The organism is Pseudomonas sp. CDFA 610, assembly GCF_021147865.1.
GTDB lineage: Bacteria > Pseudomonadota > Gammaproteobacteria > Pseudomonadales > Pseudomonadaceae > Aquipseudomonas > Aquipseudomonas alliivorans.
In genome coordinates this window covers 271316-291579 of record NZ_JAGTPM010000009.1, presented here as the reverse complement: position 1 = coordinate 291579, position 20264 = coordinate 271316, and the positions used below count along the sequence as shown (strand labels likewise).

Genomic DNA, 20264 nt, shown 5'->3' with positions numbered 1-20264 from the left:
GACGAACAGCCGCTCGATCACGCGCCTCAGGTCTTTTTTCACGTCAAATCATGCAATTCCTTGCCCAAGGCAGGTCCCACTTCAAACCCGGAAAACACCACCTCCAGTCCGCCCCGTTCCGGGCTGCAGCACATTGGCCCGACCAGACACTCGCCCACTGGAAACGGCGCCAGCCGCAGCAACGGCCAGCGCACGCCATCCACGGAATGCTGAATCCGCATCACGCCCTCAGCCACTGTCACCCGCAACCAGAGCCCGGACGCCGACTCCTCGAATAAGCCAGTCGCCCAGTCCGATTGACCCCGGGTCAGCACGCTGCCCAGCATGAGCACGCCGTCGCTGACTTCGACGCCGGTTTTCACCCAATTGCGCTCGTCGATGCGGACCATCAATCCGGCCTGGTCATATAGCGTCTTGAAGTTGCCCTGGACATGGACCTGGGCAGTGAACGCGCCGGTGACCGGCACGCCGAGAAAATGACCGCTGTCGCGGCAAAAGCCGTAGTGGGTTTCCCGCCAGAAGTCGGTGGCTGGATCAGTGGTGACGCTCAGACTTTCATCGCGTACATGCCATTGGGCTGGCTCGTTGTGCCAATGACCTTTTTCGAACATGACAGGCTCCTCTCTGAGGTGAGACAGGTAATGTGACAGTTCAACAGCAGCCTTGACAGACTGGCATGCCTAAAAAGACGATGCATTACCCTTCGAGAAGCGGAACGCGAACATGAGCGAGAAAAAGACTCTCTTACTGACGGGTGCCAGCCGCGGCATCGGCCATGCCACGGTCAAGCATTTCAACGCAGCGGGCTGGCAGGTATTCACGGCATCCCGCCAGAACTGGGTCGCCGATTGCCCGTGGGCTGAAGGGCTGCTCAACCATATCCATCTTGATCTGGAGGATATCGACAGCGTCAGCGCCAATATGGCAGCCATCAAGGAAAAGCTCGGAGGTCGGCTGGATGCGCTGGTCAATAATGCGGGGGTTTCCCCAAAAGGACCTGAAGGCGCTCGCATGGGTGTTCTGGAATCCGATTACAGCACCTGGATAAAGGTCTTCAACGTCAACCTGTTTTCCACGGCTCTGCTGGCACGCGGCCTGTTTGACGAACTCAAGGCGGCCAAGGGCAGCATCATCAACGTCACGTCGATCGCAGGCTCCAAGGTGCATCCCTTTGCCGGGGTTGCCTATTCAACGTCCAAGGCCGCGCTGTCCGCCCTGACGCGAGAAATGGCCTATGACTTCGGACCGCACGGGGTGAGGGTGAACGCAATAGCGCCGGGCGAGATCGACACCTCCATTCTGTCTCCCGGCACTGCGGAAATCGTCGAGCGACTGGTCCCGATGCATCGGTTGGGCAAACCGGAAGAGGTCGCGTCCCTGATCTATTTCCTCTGCACCAGCGGCGCGTCTTACGTCAACGGCGCGGAAATCCATGTGAATGGCGGACAGCACGTCTGATCCCGCCTTTCAACGCCTGATGACCGATCACGCTACCTGAGCCAGTTTCGCAAGCGCTTGGTTCATGCCTTTTTCCACGAAATCACCGCCCATGTTCAGGCCTTCGGCATGAATGAAGGTGACGTCGTGAATACCCACGAAGGCCAGCACCTGACGCACGTAGGGTTCCTGATGGTCCAGGCTGCTGCCGGTATAGATGCCGCCGCGAGCGGTGAGAACGAACGCGCGCTTGCCGGTCAGCAGACCCTGCGGGCCGGTTTCGGTGTATTTGAAGGTCACACCGGCGCGCAGTACGTGGTCGAACCAGGCCTTGAGTGTGCTGGGGATCGCGAAGTTGTACATCGGCGCGCCCAGCACCAGCACGTCGGCGGCAATCAGCTCATCGGTCAGGGTATTGGAGCGTTCCAGCGCGGCCTGTTCGGTCTCGCTACGCTGATCGGCAGGCTTCATCCAGCCACCCAGCAGCGTGGCATCCAGGTGCGGCACAGGCGTGACGGCCAGGTCGCGGACAGTGACTTCATCATTCGGGTGCGCGGACTGCCACTGGCTGAGGAACTGCTGCGTCAATTGACGCGAAACCGAATCCTGCTGGCGGGCGCTGCTTTCGATGACAAGTAGGCGGGACATGGGTGGAGCTCCATTGAACGAGGTGTGTATTCGATGGAGCCGAGGTTAAAGGTGACCTTATCGATGAAAAAGCGCAAAAAACTGCTTCAACCCATCTATAAATTTGTTTTATACACTACGGCGCTCTACTCTCACCCTGCTCACGCGGGCTGGCAATCCAGCTTGATGCGCAGCTTGATGATGCTGCGCGTGAATTTGGCCGTCACCTCCACGCGCTTGCCTGCGCCGACCTGAACGCGTCGTGTACGTGGCGCCTCGGGACCGTTGACGAATACCACCGCGCACTTGGCGTCTACATCGCCGAAGTTGCTCACCGAGATGGAACCGATGTCCTGGTCGACATCATGAGTCACGTAATCGATCTTCACGCCCTGGTACTGCTTTTCCACCTCAATGGGATAGGCAATGGCCGTCAGTGGCAACAGGGCCAGCAACACACAACACACTCGTTTCATTGGGCAGTCTCCGGAACGGGGTTGTCAGAGTAGAACAACGGATAACAAAGAGAAGAGGAATTACAGCATGAAAGCGCCCCGCGTGACCCTCGACCAATGGCGCACCCTGCAGGCGGTGGTCGATCACGGCGGCTTTGCTCAGGCTGCCGAAGCATTGCATCGCTCGCAATCGTCAGTCAGCTACACCGTGGCCCGCATGCAGGATCAACTGGGCGTTCCTCTGTTGCGTATCGATGGCCGCAAGGCCGTATTGACCGATGCAGGCGGCGTGCTGTTGCGGCGCTCGCGCCAACTGGTCAAACAGGCCAGTCAACTGGAAGACCTGGCGCATCACATGGAACAGGGCTGGGAGGCCGAGGTGCGGCTGGTCATCGATGCCGCCTACCCTTCGGCACGGCTGGTGCGCGCACTGGCCGCGTTCATTCCACAAAGCCGAGGCTGCCGGGTTCGTTTGCGTGAAGAGGTGTTGTCGGGCGTCGAGGAAGTGTTGCTCGAAGGCGTGGCAGACCTGGCCATCAGTGGCCTGAGCATTCCGGGTTATCTGGGCGCGGAAATGAGTACCGTCGAATTCGTCGCCGTCGCCCATCCCGAACATGCCTTGCATCAGGCCAACCGCGAGCTGACGTTTCAGGATCTGGAAAGCCAGCTACAGGTGGTGATTCGCGACTCAGGCCGCCAGCAACCCCGCGATGTCGGCTGGCTGGGCGCGGAGCAGCGCTGGACCGTCAGCAGCCTCGCCACCGCGGCAACCTTTGTCAGCAGCGGTCTGGGCTTTGCCTGGCTGCCGCGCCACCTGATCGAACGCGAGCTCAAGGACGGCGTGCTCAAGGTTTTGCCGTTGGATCGGGGTGGCAGTCGCAATCCTTCGTTCTATCTTTACTCCAGCAAAGACAAACCGCTGGGTCCGGCGACACAGATTCTGATCGACCTGATTCGCACGTTCGACACGGCGCCGCTTACAGCGGCATTTGCAGCACCCTTGCAAGCCTGACACGGAGTAGGCACATGGCGTTCTTCGAGCATGACGACTGTTCACTGCATTACGAAGAGTACGGTCAGGGCGACCCGGTCCTGCTGTTGCACGGCCTGGGGTCGAGTTGTCAGGACTGGGAATACCAGATTCCGGTACTGGCCGCGCATTACCGCGTCATTGTCATGGACATGCGCGGCCATGGTCGTTCGGACAAGCCCCACGAACGCTACAGCATCAAGGGCATGAGCAACGACGTGGAAGCGCTGATGGAGCACCTGCGGCTGGGTCCGGTGCATGTGGCGGGCCTGTCGATGGGCGGGATGATCGGTTTCCAGCTGGCAGTCGATCATCCGCATCTGCTCAAGAGCCTGTGTATCGTCAACAGCGCGCCACAGGTCAAGGTCAGAAGGCCCGGTGATGTCTGGCAATGGGCACGGCGCTGGACGCTGTCGCGCCTGGTCAGCATGGAAGCGATGGGCAAGGCGCTTGGCAAGCTGTTGTTCCCCAAACCGGAACAGGCAGAATTGCGACGCAAGATGGCCGAGCGCTGGGGCCGCAACGACAAGCGCGCCTATCTGGCCAGCTTCGATGCCATTGTCGGCTGGGGCGTGGAGCACAAGCTGGAGCGCATCATCTGCCCTACCCTGATCGTTGCCGCCGATCACGACTACACTCCGGTGTCGCTCAAGGAAGCCTACGTCAAACGCATTGCCAATGCCCGGCTGGTGGTCATCAGGGATTCGCGCCACGCCACCCCGCTGGACCAGCCCGAGCAGTTCAATCGCACGCTGCTGGAATTCATTGCCGGCACCAGGGTCTGAGAAACCACAAGCAGGTCATCGCACGCGGGCGCCCCTCTCGATCACGCTGGGCAAAAAAAGCCAAACGTGGTTACCTTGCCAGCCACAGTCGATATCTCAATTGAATGAAGGACCTGTTGCTCTATGTTGAAAAAAATCGCTCTTGCCGCCTGCTCCGTCCTGTTCGCCGCCAACCTGATGGCAGCTCCAGACAAGCCGACTCACGTTCTGCTCAACACCAGCTTCGGCGAAATCGAGATCGAACTTGCAGACGCCAAGGCACCGATCAGCACACAGAACTTTCTGGGTTACGTCGACAGCGGCTTCTACAACAACACCATTTTTCACCGTGTGATTCCGGGGTTCATGGTTCAAGGCGGCGGCTTCACCGCACAGATGGTCCAGAAGCCGACCAAAGACCCAATCAAGAACGAAGCCCAGAACGGGCTGCACAACGTGCGTGGCACCATTTCCATGGCGCGTACTTCGGACGTGAATTCGGCCACCAGCCAGTTCTTCATCAACACCAATGACAATGCCATGCTCGACAACGGCGTGCGTGACTACGGCTACGCCGTGTTCGGCAAGGTCGTCAAAGGCATGGACGTGGTCGATCAGATCGTCAACGTACAGACCGGCAACCAGAAAGGCATGCAGAACGTGCCAAACGACCCGATCCTGATCAAATCCGCCAAGCGCGTCGACTGACAGGAACCTGAACCGCGTGCAGCCCCGGCTCCACGCGGTCCATACGGGAGCGCTTCTATTTATCAAGGGAGAACCCACGCCAGTGGGTGTGATAGCCAATGCTTTATCGTCGTTTTGAAAAGCTGATCGATATCTTCAAAGACGCCCCCACCGCTGCCCCGCCCAATACCGTTTTCGCGTTTTACACCTACTACCTGCGTCAGGTCTGGCCGACCTTCACCGCACTGCTGGTGGTGGGCCTGATCGGCGCGTTGATCGAAGTTGCACTGTTCAGTTATCTCAGCCGTATCATCGACCTGGCTCAGACGACCGAGCCCAAGGACTTCTTCACCCTGCACGGCCCGGAACTGATCTGGATGGTGGTGGTGACCCTCGTGCTGCGCCCGATTTTCGTCGGCCTGCACGACCTGCTGGTGCACCAGACCATCAGCCCTGGCATGACCAACCTGATTCGCTGGCAGAACCACAGCTACGTGCTCAAGCAGAGCGTTAACTTCTTCCAGAATGATTTCGCCGGACGTATCGCCCAGCGCATCATGCAGACCGGCAACTCGCTGCGTGATTCGGCGGTGCAATCGGTGGATGCGCTCTGGCACGTGCTGATCTATGCGATCAGCGCAATGGTGCTGTTCGCCGAAGCGGACTGGCGGTTGATGATCCCGCTGGGCACCTGGATTCTCGCGTTCATTCTGGCGCTGATGTACTTCGTGCCCAGGGTCAAACAGCGCTCGGTGGACTCGTCGGATGCGCGTTCCAAACTCATGGGCCGAATCGTCGACGGCTACACCAACATCACCACGCTCAAGCTGTTCGCCCACACCAATTTCGAGCAGCAATATGCTCGCGAGGCCATGCGTGATCACACGGTAAAAAGCCAGTTGGCCGGTCGCGTCGTCACCTCGATGGACGCCACCATCACCACGATGAACGGCATCCTGATCGTCACCACCACGGGGCTTGCGCTGTGGCTATGGACGCAGTCAATGATTTCGGTGGGTGCGATCGCACTGGCCACCGGCCTGGTGATTCGTATCGTCAACATGTCCGGCTGGATCATGTGGGTAGTCAACGGCATCTTCGAAAACATCGGCACCGTGCAGGATGGCCTGGAAAGCATCTCGCAACCGGTCTCGATCAACGACAAGCCAGCGGCGAAACCACTGAAAATCGCCAATGGCGGCGTGAAATTCGATGGCGTCGACTTCCACTACGGCAATGGCAACGGGATCATCCACAACCTGAATCTGGACATCAGGCCGGGTGAAAAGATTGGCCTGATCGGTCCTTCCGGCGCGGGCAAGTCAACGCTGGTCAATCTGCTGCTGCGCATGTACGACGTGCAGGGTGGCAGAATCCTGATCGACGGGCAGGACGTGGCCGATGTCACTCAGGAGAGCCTGCGTGCACAGATCGGCATGATCACTCAGGACACGTCACTGCTGCACCGCTCGATCCGTGACAACCTGCTGTATGGCAATCCCGGCGCAACCGACGAGCAGTTGTGGGAAGCCATCCGCAAGGCACGTGCCGATGAGTTCATCCCTCTGCTGTCGGACTCTGAAGGCCGCACCGGTTTTGACGCGCACGTGGGCGAGCGAGGGGTCAAGCTTTCCGGTGGTCAGCGCCAGCGCATTGCGATTACTCGCGTGCTGCTCAAGGACGCGCCGATTCTGATCATGGACGAAGCCACCTCGGCGCTGGACTCGGAAGTCGAAGCGGCGATTCAGGAAAGCCTGGAAACCCTGATGGAAGGCAAGACCGTCATCGCCATCGCCCACCGCCTCTCGACCATTGCACGTATGGATCGGCTGGTGGTGCTGGAAAAAGGCCATATCGCAGAGACCGGCACCCATGCTGAACTGCTGGCACATGGCGGGCTATATGCACGCTTGTGGCAGCACCAGACGGGCGGATTTGTGGGCGTGGATTGAGGGTTATACGCAAGCCGTGATGCAACCAACATGGTCTGTGGGCGGCTCGCTGGCGATGCGGTTGCTGAAGCGACACCTCGGTGACTGGACAGACGCCATCGCCGGCAAGCCGCCTCCCACGGAGATGTCAGACCTGCCGATACGGCAACGCGGCTCGCGCTTCTTCGGCATACGCCATCACGCCAACCCGTTCCTGCTCCAGAAAATCGCTTACCGCGTCTTTCAGGCCGGGATGCATCAGGTAGTGCCAGGAACGGGTGATCTGCGGTTCGAAGCCGCGGATCAGTTTGTGCTCGCCCTGGGCACCTGCGTCGAAGCGCTGCAGCCCATTGGCAATCGCGTAGTCCATGCCTTGATAGAAACAGGTTTCGAAGTGCAGGCGGTCAAACTCGGCCAGGCATCCCCAATAACGCCCATAAAAGCTGTCGCCACCGATCAGACTGAAAGCCATGGCCACCGGACGTGAGCCCTGCAGAGCCAGCACCACGCGGATCGACTCGGGCATCCGTTCAGCCAGAAGACTGAAGAATTCGCGTGTCAGGTAAGGTGCCTGCCCACGTACCTCGTAGGTATTGGAATAACAGGCATACACGAAATCCCACAGAAGCTCGGTCATCTGCGAACCTTCAAGCCATTCGAAGGCGATCCCCTGCCCCGCCACTTGCTCGCGCTCCTTGCGCATCTGCTTGCGTTTGCGCGAGCTCAGCGCGTCCAGAAAGTCCTGAAAGTCCCGATAACCCCGGTTGTGCCAATGGAACTGGCAGCCGATGCGCGACAGCCAGCCTGCCTGGGTTTCAAGCAAGGCGTCGGCGGCCGGATCGGTAAAGTTGATGTGCGCGCTCGACAAGCCTTCGCTCTGCAAATACGCCGGCAGTTCGCTCAGCAGCTCCGACGCGCCTTGCGGTGTCGCAGACAGAATGCGCGAGCCACCCACCGGACTGAACGGCACGGCCACCAGCAGCTTGGGGTAGTAAGCGATACCGGCGCGACGGCAAGCGTCGGCCCAGGCGTGATCGAACACGTACTCGCCATAGGAATGCCATTTCCGATAGGCCGGAAGCGCAGCCACCAGCTGTTCATTTTCGTAATGCAGCACGTGTTCGGGACGCCACCCGGAGCGCGGCCCGAGGCTGCCGCTGTCTTCCAGTGAAGTCAGAAAGGCGTGACGTAGAAACGGCTGGTTGCCTGGTACAAGCGCATCCCATTGGGCAGGCGCGACGATACTCAGACTGTCGACGACGTGAACCGGCATGCAGGTTCCCTCGGAGGTAAACGTGCGACGAGTATCACGCATTGAGGGGGAATGTAAACGACCGCGAATCGATGGCCTCTCTATACAAGGCCTTTCAACCGACAGGTCGGCACCTTGCCCGTCAAGATGCCGACCGCCGATGCGATCAACGCTTGCGCAGGATCACACTGCCAATCGAATAGCCCGCACCGAACGAACTCAACACGCCCAGGGCGCCTTTCGGCAGGTCGTCCTGATAGGTGTGGAAGGCGATGACCGAACCTGCCGAACTGGTGTTGGCGTAGGTATCGAGAATCACTGGTGCCTCTTCAACCGTTGCGTCGCGGCCCAGCAGTTTCTTGACGATCAGATGGTTCATGCTCAGGTTGGCCTGATGCAGCCAGAAGCGCTGGACGTCGCTGACATTGAGGCCGTTGTCGTCCAGATGCGCGCCGACCAGTTCCGCCACCATCGGGCAGACCTCGCGGAAGACCTTGCGGCCTTCCTGTACGAACAGCTTGTCAGGCGCACCCTGGCCCTCGTCCGACGTACGATTCAGGAAGCCGAAGTTGTTGCGGATGTTGTTGGAGAACTTGGTCAGCAGACGGGTGCTGACGATATCGAACTGGTAGGGCGAGGTCGCCAGATCGGCACGCTCCACCACCACTGCGGTTGCACCGTCACCGAAGATGAAGTGGCTGTCGCGATCACGGAAGTTGAGGTGGGCGGTGCAGATTTCCGGGCTGATGACCAGAATGGCGCGGGCCTGACCCAATTGCACGCTGTTGCACGCGGCCTGAATACCGAAGGTCGCCGACGAGCAGGCGACGTTCATGTCGAAGCCGTAGCCGGCAATGCCCAGCGCTTCCTGAATTTCGATGGAGATCGCCGGATAGGCGCGCTGCAGGTTGGAACAGGCAACGATGACGCCGTCGATGTCAGCGGTGGTTCTGCCCGCTCGTTCCAGCGCCTGTTTCGCCGCTGCCACGCCCATCTCGCATAGAATCGACCACTGATCGTTGGAGCGCTCAGGCAGGTTCGGTTTCATGCGCTGCGGGTCGAGGATGCCCTGCTTGTCCATCACGAAGCGGCTCTTGATGCCCGAGGCTTTTTCGATGAACGCAGCGCTGGATTCGCTCAGTGCTTCCAGCTCGCCACGCTCGATGGCCGCAGCGTTCTCGCTGTTGAACTGATTGACATAGGCATTGAAGGACTGCACCAGCTCTTCGTTGGAAATGCTGTTGGCCGGGGTGTACAGGCCTGTGCCGCTGATGACGACGTTGTGCACGGTCGTTCCTCTCTTATTGAAGGTTGCAGGCGGTAGCCTGCCAGGGCACGGTACGCGGCAACCCAAGACTTTTCTGGGACCAGCGTACCAATGCATATGTGAAACAAGCGCATGACTGAAAGCGCGCAGGGCTCAAGCCGCGTCCATGGCATGGTGAAGACAGACGCGAAGTGTGCCACAGCGCCCGGTTTTGGCGCTATCGGGCCAATAAACATCGACCCTGAGATCCTTCTCGTCTTGCTGCCCGCGCAGTCCGCACAGACAATTTTTCGACAGATTGTCAGGCTTTGAATCAGCCTTCGACCATCGCCCACTGCTTGCTCAGCCGCTTGTCAGAAACCGGCATTTTCGTCCCCAACTGCTGAGCGAACAGCGACACGCGATATTCCTCCATCCACCAACGATAGACCGCCAGTTCCGGATCGCGCTTGCCTTCCTGGCGGTGTTTGTCGGCTCGCGCCTGATATTGCGCCCACAGGCCTGCCAGCTCGATGCTCCAGACCCGGTCCTTCTGCACCTGACCCGGCAGTTTTTCCAGGCGCATCTCGATGGCTTTCAGGTAACGCGGCAGCTCTTTGAGCCACTGCGCAGGTGTTTCCCGCACGAAGCCCGGATACACCAGCTTGCCCAGTTGTGCCTTGATGTCATTGAGCGCGACCGCCTGAGCCAGATCGATCTTGCCTTTGAAGCGCTTCTGCAAACCATGCCACAGCTTGAGGATTTCCAGCGTCAGCTTCGCCAGACGCTCGGCATGCTCGGTCCAGTCGGCGCGTTTGCGTTCGGCCAGTGACAGCAATCCGGCACCGTCGCGCGGCAGTTCGGCTTCACCCTCCAGCACGCAGCTGTCGAGGCTGGCCAGCAGGATGTCTTCGATCAGCGCATCGATACGCCCCAGTTCGCGGTACAACAGCGCCAGCTCGGTCTGGCCCGGCAGCTTGCTGCGCAGAAACTTCGCAGGCTCAGCCAGTTGCTGCAGTAACAGGCGCTGCAATGCACGGCGATGCTGATACGCGGCCTCGGCCTGAGTCGAGAAGCGACCCTCCTTGACTGTGCCGCCCTCTTCGACCAGCGCCGGGTATACCGTCATCGACAGACCGGCAATGTTCTGCTGAGTCTTCTGCGCAACCGGCGCGAAGACCTTGGCCTCGACCGGCTGCTGGCTTTTCGCGGTCTGCGCAACGGCGAGCGCGGCCTGACTGGCTTCGGCGAAACGTGCCGTCAGCGCATCCAGATCGCGACCTTCGCCAAGGAATTTGCCATCGCCATCGACGATTTCCAGATTCATCTTCAGATGGCTTTCAAGCTGCTGGGTCGCTTCCGCCCACGCCTCGTCGGTCACCCGCGCACCGGTCATGCGCAACAGTTCGCGGCCCAGCGCTTCGGTCAGCGAGCCCTCGCCAAAGGTGATGCGTTGCAACGCCGCCTTGATGAAATCCGGCACTGGCACAAAGTTCTTGCGCACGGCCTTGGGCAGGCTACGGACCAGGGCGATGCATTTGGTTTCCAGCAACCCCGGCACCAGCCATTCCAGACGTTCGGCGGGCAGCGAGAGCAAAAGCGGCGCAGGCACGCGCAGGGTCACGCCGTCGCGGGGATGATTGGGCTCGAAGTGATAGGTCAACGACAGGCTCAGTTCGCCCAGCCGCAGGGTATCCGGATACTGCGCGGCAGTGACTTCGCTGGCCTCGCGGGCCAGCACGTCCTCTTCGCGCATGATCAACAACTGCGGGTTCTTCTGGCTCTCGGTCTTGTACCAACTGTCGAAGGTGGCCGTCTGGTGAATCTCGGCCGGAATGCGCGCTTCGTAGAACGCATACAACGTGTCTTCGTCGGCCAGAATGTCGCGACGCCGAGCCTTGGCCTCCAGCTCGTCGAGCTGTTCCAGCAGGAGAGTATTAGCGCTCAGGCACTTGGCGCGGGACTGGATATCCCCGCGCACCAGCCCTTCGCGGATGAAAAGTTCACGGGACACCACAGGATCGACAGGCCCGAAATGCACCGGGCGACGACCGACCACGATCAGGCCGAACAGCGTGATCTGCTCGAAGGCCACCACTTGCCCGCGCTTCTTCTCCCAATGCGGCTCGAAGTGGTTTTTCTTGATCAAGTGCCCGGCCAACGGTTCGATCCAGTCGGCATCGATCTTGGCGACCATACGCGCATACAGCTTGGTGGTTTCCACCAGCTCGGCGGTCATCAGCCATTGCGGACGTTTCTTGCCCAGCCCGGATGACGGATGTATCCAGAACCGCCGCTGCCGCGCACCGAGGTAATCGCCCTCGTCGGCTTTCTGGCCAATCTGGCTCAGCAGCCCGGACAGGATAGCCTTGTGGAATTTCGGGTAATCCGCCGGCTCCTTGTTGACCGTCAGTTGCAGGTCACGACAGATCAGGCTCAACTGCCGATGGGAATCGCGCCACTCGCGCAGTCGCAGGTAATTGAGGAAATTGCGGCGACACCAGTTGCGCAACGGGCTGGCGGTCAGCGCTTGGCGCTGCTCTTCGAAACCACGCCACAGATTGACCAGGCCTGCAAAGTCCGAGTCGGCGTCCTTCCACTGGGCATGCGCCTGATCGGCCGCCTGCTGTCGCTCTGGCGGGCGCTCGCGTACGTCCTGCACCGACATGGCGCTGGCCACGATCAGCACTTCCTGCAAACTGCCTTGCCTGGCAGCCTCCAGCAGCATGCGTCCCATGCGCGGGTCCACTGGCAAGCGCGCCAGTTGACGACCCAGCGGGGTCAGCTGATTCTCGCGATTGACTGCCGACAGCTCCTGCAACAGATTGAAACCGTCACTGATGGCCTTGCCATCCGGTGGTTCGATGAACGGGAAGTCGGTGATTTCGCCCAGACGCAGGTGCAGCATCTGCAGGATCACCGCCGCGAGGTTGGTGCGCAGGATCTCGGGGTCGGTGAATTCAGGTCGAGCGTTGAAATCCTCTTCGCTGTAAAGGCGGACGCACAGGCCCGGCTCGACACGCCCGCAACGGCCCTTGCGCTGATTGGCGCTGGCCTGGGACACCGCTTCGATCGGCAGGCGCTGGACCTTGGCGCGGTAACTGTAGCGACTGATGCGTGCAGTGCCGGTGTCGATCACGTAGCGGATGCCCGGCACGGTCAACGAGGTCTCGGCCACGTTGGTGGCCAGCACCACGCGACGTCCCGGATGGGATTGAAAAATGCGCTGCTGCTCGGCAGGCGACAGGCGTGCATACAACGGCAGGATTTCAGTGTGCCTGAGCTGGGCCTTGCGCAGCATTTCGGCGGCGTCACGAATCTCGCGCTCGCCGGGCAGAAAGACCAGTACGTCGCCCGGACTCTTGCGCTCACTGCGCTCGAAGTCCGCCAGTTCCTCGAGCGTGGCCAGAATCGCCTGATCGACGGTCAGGTCATCCTCGACGCTGTTGCCCTCTTCATCCTGCTCGCTGGTCAGCGGGCGGTACCAGGTGTCGACCGGAAAGGTCCGGCCCGACACTTCGATGATCGGCGCGTCGTTGAAATGCTCGGAGAAGCGCTGCAGGTCGATGGTCGCCGATGTGATGATGACTTTCAGATCGGGGCGACGCGGCAGCAGGGTTTTCAGGTAACCAAGCAGGAAGTCGATGTTAAGGCTGCGCTCATGGGCTTCGTCGACGATGATCGTGTCGTAGCGCTCAAGGAAGCGGTCGTGCTGGGTTTCGGCCAGCAGGATGCCGTCGGTCATCAGCTTGATCAGGGTGTTGCTGTCGCTCTGATCTTCAAAACGCACCTGATAGCCGACCAGCGCGCCCAGCGGTGTGGCCAATTCGTCGGCGACACGGCTGGCGACACTGCGCGCAGCAATTCGACGCGGCTGTGTGTGGCCGATCAGACCATGCTGACCGCGCCCGATTTCCAGACAGATTTTCGGCAACTGAGTGGTTTTACCCGAGCCGGTTTCGCCCGCGATGATCAGCACCTGATGCTTGAGCAAGGCGTCCTTGATTTCGTCGCGCTTGGCGGCGATGGGCAAGTTGTCGTCGTAGCGAACCGTCGGCACACTCTCGCGCCGCGACGTGACCTGTGCGCAGGACGCCTGAACCCGCGCTACCCATTGCGTCAGCTTCGCCTCGTCAGGCTTCTTGCGCAGCTCGTGCAACTGACGGCGCAGACGATGGCGGTCGCCGATCATCGCTTGATCGAGGTTTTTCAGGAGTTGGTCGATGGAGGGCGATTCGTCGGTCATCAGGTGCGCAGAGTCTTTTCTTGAAGGATACAGGGGCGCGATTGTCGCAGATTGCGGCAAGGAGGACGACTGTCGAGGCTGGATCGGGCGCAGGTGATACAACAACGCCGTGTCAGAGGACACGGCGTTGTCTGTCATGCAGGTCTGGCTATTATTTCTTGATACCCAGCTTCTTCAGCTCTTCGTCACGCAGTTCACGGCGCAGAATCTTGCCAACGTTGGTGGTCGGCAGTGCATCGCGGAATTCCACGCTGCGCGGGACTTTGTAACCCGTCAGGTTGGCGCGCATGTGCTCCATGACCTGATCCTTGGTCAGGGTCACGCCAGGCTTGGCAACCACGAACACCTTGATAGCCTCACCCGATTTTTCGTCCGGAATGCCGATGGCAGCGCATTGCAGCACACCGGGAAGCGTGACCAGCACGTCTTCCAGTTCGTTGGGGTAGACGTTGAAACCCGAGATCAGAATCATGTCTTTCTTGCGGTCGACGATACGCAGGTAACCGTCGGGCTGAATGATCGCGATATCGCCGGTCTTGAGCCAGCCATCGGCGTCGATCATTTCATCGGTGGCTTCCTGACGCTGCCAGTAGCCTTTCATGACCTGAGGCCCCTTGACGCACAATTCGCCGGTTTCGCCGAACGCCAGCTCATTGCCAGCGTCGTCGATGACCCTGCACAGCGTCGACGGCACCGGAATGCCGATGGTGCCCATCTGGATCTTCTGAATAGGGTTCACCGTCGCCACCGGGCTGGTTTCGGTCATGCCGTAACCTTCGCAGATCGGGCAGTTGGTGACCTGCTTCCAGCGTTCGGCGGCAGCCAGTTGCAGGGCCATGCCACCGGAAAGCGTGACTTTCAGTGCCGAAAAGTCAAGGTTGCGGAACGCTTCGTTGTTGCACAGGGCAACGAACAGGGTGTTAAGGCCGACGAAGCCGCTGAACTTCCACTTCGACAGCTCCTTGACCATGGCAGGCAGGTCACGCGGGTTGCTGATCAGCACGTTGTGGTTGCCGATCAGCATCATCGCCATGCAGTGAAAGGTGAAGGCGTAGATGTGGTAGAGCGGCAACGGTGTGATGAGGATCTCGTTGCCTTCATTGAGGTTGGAAGCCATCAGCGCCCTGCACTGCAGCATGTTGGCGATCAGGTTGCGATGGGTGAGCATCGCGCCCTTGGCCACGCCGGTGGTGCCACCGGTGTACTGCAATACGGCAACGTCGCCTCTGTCGGGCGACACCTCGGTGACCGGCCGACCGTGGCCTTTTTTCAGCACGTCATTGAATCTGACCGCGTCAGGCAAGTGGTAGGCAGGCACCATTTTCTTGACGTATTTGATGACGCTGTTGACCAGCAGGCGCTTGAGCGGTGGCAGCAGATCGGCCACTTCAGTGACGATGACGTGTTTGACCTGGGTCCTGGGCACGACCTTCTCGGCCAGATGCGCCATGTTCGCCAGACATACCAGTGCCTTGGCGCCGGAGTCGTTGAACTGGTGTTCCATTTCCCGTGCGGTGTACAGCGGGTTGGTGTTGACCACGATCAGGCCGGCGCGGATGGCACCGAAAACGGCAACCGGGTACTGCAGCACATTGGGCAGTTGCACGGCAATGCGGTCACCCGGCACAAGGTCGGTGTGTTGTTGAATCCAGGCAGCGAATGCCCCGGACAATTCATACAACTCGCCATAGGTGATTGTCTTGCCCAGATTGCTGAACGCGGGCTTATCGGCAAAACGCTGGCAGGACTGCTTCAGGACCGCCTGGACGTTGGGATACTCATCAGGGTCGATATCAGGGGAGATGCCAGATGGGTATTTATCCTTCCAGAAGTTTTCAATCATTCAGCCGGCTCCATAGCGATCGCGAATTCTTCACATCGCTTTGGGCGATGATTTTTTTGTGTTTTGGAATTGTGCAGTAGACGCTCATTCGCTTCATGACAGGTCAAAAAGCGCGCCGAGAGTAGCAGCTTTGCCAAAGGCCGACTAGAGGCAAACCGGGCCTCTACGGTCACAAAAATGACTGATTCAAACGCTGTGGTCACAACGCAGGATTTATCCCGGAAAATATCGAAAGCGCTGAAAACCTTGAGCCAGAGGGCCTGGGTTTCACCCAGTGAGCTTAGGCAAAAAAAACAGGCCCCGCTTGCACGTCAACGCAGGCGGAGCCGACAACGTAAAAAGAAACAATTCGCGAGCTCAGGCGATATCGCGAAGCTCCCTGCGCAGGATCTTGCCGACCGGGGTCATTGGCAGGGACTCACGCAGCACGATCTGTTTCGGAACCTTGTAGCCGGTAAAGTTCTGTTTGCAGAAATTCTTGAGCTCCTCGACAGAAAGCCCCGCCTCGCGCGGGACCACAAACAGTTTCACCGCTTCCCCTGAGCGCTCGTCCGGAACCCCGATGCAGGCGCAACTGGCGACTTTCGGGTGCGACATGACCACGTCTTCGATTTCGTTGGGATACACATTGAAGCCGGACACGATGATCAGGTCTTTCTTGCGGTCCACGATGCTGACGAAACCGTCGGCGCCGATCACAGCGATGTCGCCCGTTTTGAACCAACCTTCTGCGTCCAGCGTTTCGGCGGTAGCTTCCGGCAGATTCCAGTAGCCCTTCATGACTTGCGGGCCTTTGATGCAAAGCTCTCCCCGCTCGCCGAACGGCAACTCTGCGCCTTCGTCATCGATCACTTTCATACCCGTGCCCGGCACCGGCAGGCCGACCGTCCCCAGCCGCGCCAGCGGGCCGTAGGGGTTGGCACTGGCCACCGGAGAGGTCTCGGTGAGACCGTACCCCTCGACGATTGTGCATCCCGTCATTTCAGCCCAACGCTCGGCTGTGGCCTTGACCAACGCGGTGCCACCAGAGTTGGTGCTCTTCAGGGTAGAGAAATCCAGCTTCTTGAAGTCGGGATGATTCATCAACGCCACGAACAGGGTGTTGAGCCCGACCATGGCCGTGAACTTCCACTTGCCGAGCTCCTTGATGAACCCGCCGATATCTCTGGGGTTGGTGATCAGAATATTGTGATTGCCGCTGATGACCATGCACATGCAGTGCGCCGTGAAGGCATAGATGTGATAAAGCGGCAGCGGAGCGATCATCACTTCCCTGGCCTCCCCGAACATCACGCCACGCTCAGGACAATGCTGGCGCATGCAGGCGTAAACCTGCTGCATGTTGGCGACCAGATTGCCGTGGGTCAGCATCGCGCCTTTGGCAAGTCCCGTGGTGCCGCCGGTGTATTGCAGCACCGCAACGTCATGCAGTCCGACCGCGACAGGTTTGACAGAGCCGCCACGCCCCATGCGCAGGGCATCCTTGAAGCCAGTGGCCTGGGGCAGGTCATAGGCCGGCACCATCTTCTTGACTCTGGCGACGATGGTATTGACCAGCCACCCTTTGGCGGCTGACTGCATGTCGCCCATCTTTACTTCGATCAGGTAACGAAGCTCGGTGTCGGGCAGCACTTCCTGAACCAGCTTGCCGAACAGGTTCAGGTAGACCAACGCTTTGGCGCCGCAGTCCTTGAACTGGTGACGCATCTCGCGTGCGGTGTATAACGGATTGGTATTGACCACGATCAAACCGGCCCGCATCGCACCGAACACTGCGATGGGGTATTGCAGCAGGTTGGGCATCTGCACGGCGATGCGGTCGCCGGGCATCAGGTCGGTATGCTGTTGCAGGTAGCAGGCAAACGCAGCCGAATGGCGCTCCAGGTCAGCGTAGGTCAGCGTAACGCCCATATTGCTGAAAGCAGGTTTGTCTGCGAATTTTTTGCAGGCGCTCTCGAAGACCTCGAGGACCGACCGATACGTGTGCAGATCCAGCTCAGAGGTCACCCCGGCAGGGCGTTTGTCGTTCCAGAATTCAGGTTGCATTGTTTTATCCTTTTTTCCCTGCTCATGGCTGGCCCGCTATTCAGAATCGGGACTGGCCCGACGTTAGCAGCTAACGCCTGGAAGGCAAATATGCCAGTCGGCGTCATCAACAGTGTGAATCTTTCTGCTATTCAAGATGCAATCACGTACGGGTTGTAAGCTGAAACAGACATCCTCCGGGCAGACGCTCCAGATCGGAATATCGCCATGAAGCACGAGACATTCTGGCTTGACGCCAGCGACCATTGCCGCCTTTACGTCAATGCCTGGCTACCGGACACGGCACCGCTGGCCGTCGTGATGCTTGCCCACGGTATGGCCGAGCACAGCGGCCGCTACGCACGACTCGGCGCAGCGTTGAATGCCGCGGGCATCGCCCTTTATGCGCATGACCAGCGTGGCCATGGCAGAACCGCCCTGCAGGGCAGACTCGGGCATTTCGCCAATGAAGAGGGCTGGGAAAAAGTGGTCGACGATCTGGCGACCCTGAGCCAGTCGATCGGCCAGCGCCACGCCGGGGCGGCCTTGTTTCTGCTGGGTCACAGCATGGGCAGCTACATTGCCCAGACTTATCTGATGCACCATGGCGCCAGTCTGCAGGGCGCCATTCTCAGCGGCTCTAACTTCCATCCGGCATCGTTCTATCGCAGCGCACTTCTGGTCGTCCGGTTCGAACGCTTGCGTCAAGGCCGCAAGGGGCGTAGCGCGCTGATCGAATGGCTGTCATTCGGCTCGTTCAACAAGGCGTTCAAGCCGACCCGGACCTGTTTCGACTGGCTCAGCCGGGACCCGGATGAGGTGAACACGTACATTCAGGACCCGCTGTGCGGGTTCCGCTGCACCAACCAGTTGTGGGCAGATATGCTGGGCGGGCTGCAGAAAATCAGCGACCCGTCGAACCTGGCGCAGATCGATCCGAACCTTCCTTTGCTGATTATTGGCGGTGAATGTGATCCCGTGAGTGCCGGCAAGCGTCTGAAGGATCTTGCCGATGCATTGGCAGAAGCGGGTCATCAGGTGTTACAACTCAATGTTTACCCACAGGCGCGGCACGAACTGCTTAATGACACCAATCGCGATGAAGTGACTCAGGACCTGCTCGACTGGCTGCAGTACGCTCTCGATCAGCCGGGACCGCGTCGGGCGGAGTGATCACGCGCCTTTATCTTTTTCATATTTTTTGTCCAGGACAGACACATGACTCAAGTCACCAATACGCCCTACGAAGCCCTTGAAGTCGGTCAGAAAGCCAGCTACAGCAAGACAGTCCAGGAACGCGATATCCAGTTGTTCGCGGCCATGTCCGGCGATCACAACCCGGTCCACCTGGACGCCGAATACGCCTCCAAAACCATGTTCAAGGAGCGCATCGCCCACGGCATGTTCAGCGGTGCACTGATCAGCGCTGCAGTGGCGTGTGAGCTGCCAGGCCCTGGCACGATCTACATCGGTCAGCAAATGACCTTTCAGAAGCCGGTAAAGCTGGGCGACACCTTGACGGTGCGTCTGGAAATTCTCGAAAAGCTGCCGAAATTTCGCGTGCGCATCGCTACCCGCGTGTTCAATCAGAACGATGAACTGGTCGTCGACGGCGAAGCGGAAATTCTCGCCCCGCGCAAACAGCAGACAGTCGAACTGACCGTACTGCCTGAAATCACCGTTGGCTGAGAGGAGTGACGGTTGAGCCAGGGCCCGCCAGCGCAGGAAGCGGCCTGGCATGCTCCCGAACACGCAAAAAAGGGCGACCGAAGTCGCCCGAAGTGCCTTGCGTGCTCATGGCGAAAGGCGCGCCTTACCAAAGCGGCAGCCTTTCCCGTCAGACAGCTCGAACAGGGTGACGAAGACATTGGCCCCACGCCGTCTTCTGCCCCGTCCGATACCCATCAGGCTAGTCGTTGCAGCGCGCACGGACGTTGACCTGCATCAACACCCGCTCAATGGCTCAACGCTTTTTCGGCTTTTTCTTCGGCTTTTTCTTGCCGGTCAGCGGCATGGCCTGCTCAAAGGCATTGCGTACTTCATTCAGGCGTTTGTCGTTCAGATCATGAACGCGTCTGGCGCGCTCGGCGCCAAGATCGATCAATTTGCCATCGTCGCTCATGGTTGTGCAGTTCTCGGACACGTGGAATCAGCACCAATAATGCTCAATAGCATCGGTGATGACCAGTCGAAAACAGGGTATCAGGCGTGAATCAATCGACAGCGGGCGCAGTTCGCGCCCTCTTGTTGCGCAACGCTTTGTCTCAGATCTGGATATCGACCCACAGCCCCTGGCGCGGCTCGTCGTCGATCAATGGCACTACCGGTACGGTGTTGTCAGCATTGAGCGAGTCGCCGGGAACGACCAGGCCCTGATATTCACCGCTTTCGTCCTCGGCATGACGCCCTTGTTGCTGGCGCTGCTGCTCTTCACGCAACAGCAGGGCGCTGCGCTCTGAGTCTTCATGGCGCAGGTCAATCGATGTCTCGCTGGAGCCTGGCTGTACAGGGGCCACCGGCGGGATATCGGGGACACGCTTGGCCGGGTCCATCTGGGAGGTCACCGGCACAACGCTTAACGGGAGCATAGGTTGCAACATGGTTTTTCTCCTCTTACCGGGCTTTCGGCCGTCTGCGACGCAACTTGAACAGCCCTGTAATAGGCTGCAATAATTTATAAGGCTTTTTTTGACCGGGCTTAATGAAATAAGTGCCATGAAA

Annotated in this window: 17 protein-coding genes; 7 read left to right on the top strand and 10 right to left on the bottom strand. The window is 59.5% G+C overall.

The window, feature by feature from the left end:
• Nucleotides 1-38: 38 nt before the first annotated feature.
• Entirely contained in the window at nucleotides 39-611 is a 573-nt protein-coding gene (locus tag KDX39_RS18620) for a DUF1349 domain-containing protein (protein WP_231661356.1), read from the bottom strand.
• Nucleotides 612-723: 112 nt separating this feature from the next.
• Between KDX39_RS18620 and KDX39_RS18615 the strand changes: the two genes are divergently transcribed.
• Nucleotides 724-1458: an SDR family NAD(P)-dependent oxidoreductase gene (locus KDX39_RS18615; RefSeq protein WP_099226055.1), complete on the top strand. Its 735-nt coding sequence runs from the start codon at nucleotides 724-726 to the stop codon at nucleotides 1456-1458.
• A gap of 27 nt (nucleotides 1459-1485) precedes the next feature.
• On the opposite strand, the gene KDX39_RS18610 is transcribed toward KDX39_RS18615, so the two are convergent.
• Entirely contained in the window at nucleotides 1486-2085 is a 600-nt protein-coding gene (locus KDX39_RS18610; protein WP_099226056.1) for an FMN-dependent NADH-azoreductase, read from the bottom strand.
• Between the two features lie 140 nt (nucleotides 2086-2225).
• The gene (locus KDX39_RS18605) at nucleotides 2226-2540 is read right to left on the bottom strand and encodes a 3-phosphoglycerate kinase (RefSeq protein ID WP_180274213.1); all 315 of its coding nucleotides are present in this window, start codon (nucleotides 2538-2540) and stop codon (nucleotides 2226-2228) included.
• A 67-nt stretch (nucleotides 2541-2607) separates the two neighbouring features.
• On the opposite strand from KDX39_RS18605, the gene KDX39_RS18600 reads away from it, so the two are divergent.
• From KDX39_RS18600 to KDX39_RS18585, 4 genes are all read left to right on the top strand, one after another.
• Nucleotides 2608-3531, top strand: a complete 924-nt coding sequence (locus KDX39_RS18600; protein ID WP_099226057.1) for a LysR family transcriptional regulator — start codon at nucleotides 2608-2610, stop codon at nucleotides 3529-3531.
• A gap of 14 nt (nucleotides 3532-3545) precedes the next feature.
• The gene (locus tag KDX39_RS18595; RefSeq protein ID WP_231661355.1) at nucleotides 3546-4334 is read left to right on the top strand and encodes an alpha/beta fold hydrolase; all 789 of its coding nucleotides are present in this window, start codon (nucleotides 3546-3548) and stop codon (nucleotides 4332-4334) included.
• Between the two features lie 123 nt (nucleotides 4335-4457).
• The gene (locus KDX39_RS18590) at nucleotides 4458-5021 is read left to right on the top strand and encodes a peptidylprolyl isomerase (protein ID WP_099226059.1); all 564 of its coding nucleotides are present in this window, start codon (nucleotides 4458-4460) and stop codon (nucleotides 5019-5021) included.
• 98 nt (nucleotides 5022-5119) lie between these two features.
• On the top strand, nucleotides 5120-6952 hold the full coding sequence (locus KDX39_RS18585) for an ABC transporter ATP-binding protein (protein WP_099226060.1): 1833 nt from the start codon (nucleotides 5120-5122) through the stop codon (nucleotides 6950-6952).
• Between the two features lie 127 nt (nucleotides 6953-7079).
• Here KDX39_RS18585 and KDX39_RS18580 read toward each other — a convergent pair whose 3' ends face one another.
• The 5 genes from KDX39_RS18580 to fadD2 all read right to left on the bottom strand — a co-directional run bounded on the left by KDX39_RS18580 (nucleotide 7080) and on the right by fadD2 (nucleotide 17564).
• Nucleotides 7080-8204, bottom strand: a complete 1125-nt coding sequence (locus KDX39_RS18580) for a GNAT family N-acetyltransferase (RefSeq protein ID WP_231661354.1) — start codon at nucleotides 8202-8204, stop codon at nucleotides 7080-7082.
• A 145-nt stretch (nucleotides 8205-8349) separates the two neighbouring features.
• A complete protein-coding gene (locus KDX39_RS18575; RefSeq protein ID WP_231661353.1) occupies nucleotides 8350-9471 on the bottom strand; it encodes a beta-ketoacyl-ACP synthase III in 1122 nt (373 codons plus the stop codon).
• 292 nt (nucleotides 9472-9763) lie between these two features.
• The gene (gene hrpA / locus KDX39_RS18570) at nucleotides 9764-13675 is read right to left on the bottom strand and encodes an ATP-dependent RNA helicase HrpA (protein WP_231661352.1); all 3912 of its coding nucleotides are present in this window, start codon (nucleotides 13673-13675) and stop codon (nucleotides 9764-9766) included.
• Between the two features lie 151 nt (nucleotides 13676-13826).
• Nucleotides 13827-15518: a long-chain-fatty-acid--CoA ligase FadD1 gene (fadD1, locus tag KDX39_RS18565; protein WP_099226064.1), complete on the bottom strand. Its 1692-nt coding sequence runs from the start codon at nucleotides 15516-15518 to the stop codon at nucleotides 13827-13829.
• 357 nt (nucleotides 15519-15875) lie between these two features.
• Nucleotides 15876-17564: a long-chain-fatty-acid--CoA ligase FadD2 gene (gene fadD2, locus KDX39_RS18560; protein WP_231661351.1), complete on the bottom strand. Its 1689-nt coding sequence runs from the start codon at nucleotides 17562-17564 to the stop codon at nucleotides 15876-15878.
• Nucleotides 17565-17771: 207 nt separating this feature from the next.
• Between fadD2 and KDX39_RS18555 the strand changes: the two genes are divergently transcribed.
• The gene (locus KDX39_RS18555; RefSeq protein WP_231661350.1) at nucleotides 17772-18716 is read left to right on the top strand and encodes an alpha/beta hydrolase; all 945 of its coding nucleotides are present in this window, start codon (nucleotides 17772-17774) and stop codon (nucleotides 18714-18716) included.
• Nucleotides 18717-18761: 45 nt separating this feature from the next.
• Entirely contained in the window at nucleotides 18762-19232 is a 471-nt protein-coding gene (locus KDX39_RS18550; protein WP_004888205.1) for a MaoC family dehydratase, read from the top strand.
• A 274-nt stretch (nucleotides 19233-19506) separates the two neighbouring features.
• Here KDX39_RS18550 and KDX39_RS18545 read toward each other — a convergent pair whose 3' ends face one another.
• On the bottom strand, nucleotides 19507-19665 hold the full coding sequence (locus KDX39_RS18545; RefSeq protein WP_004888206.1) for a hypothetical protein: 159 nt from the start codon (nucleotides 19663-19665) through the stop codon (nucleotides 19507-19509).
• A 142-nt stretch (nucleotides 19666-19807) separates the two neighbouring features.
• Nucleotides 19808-20143, bottom strand: a complete 336-nt coding sequence (locus KDX39_RS18540) for an aspartate-semialdehyde dehydrogenase (RefSeq protein WP_210043030.1) — start codon at nucleotides 20141-20143, stop codon at nucleotides 19808-19810.
• Nucleotides 20144-20264: the final 121 nt, after the last annotated feature.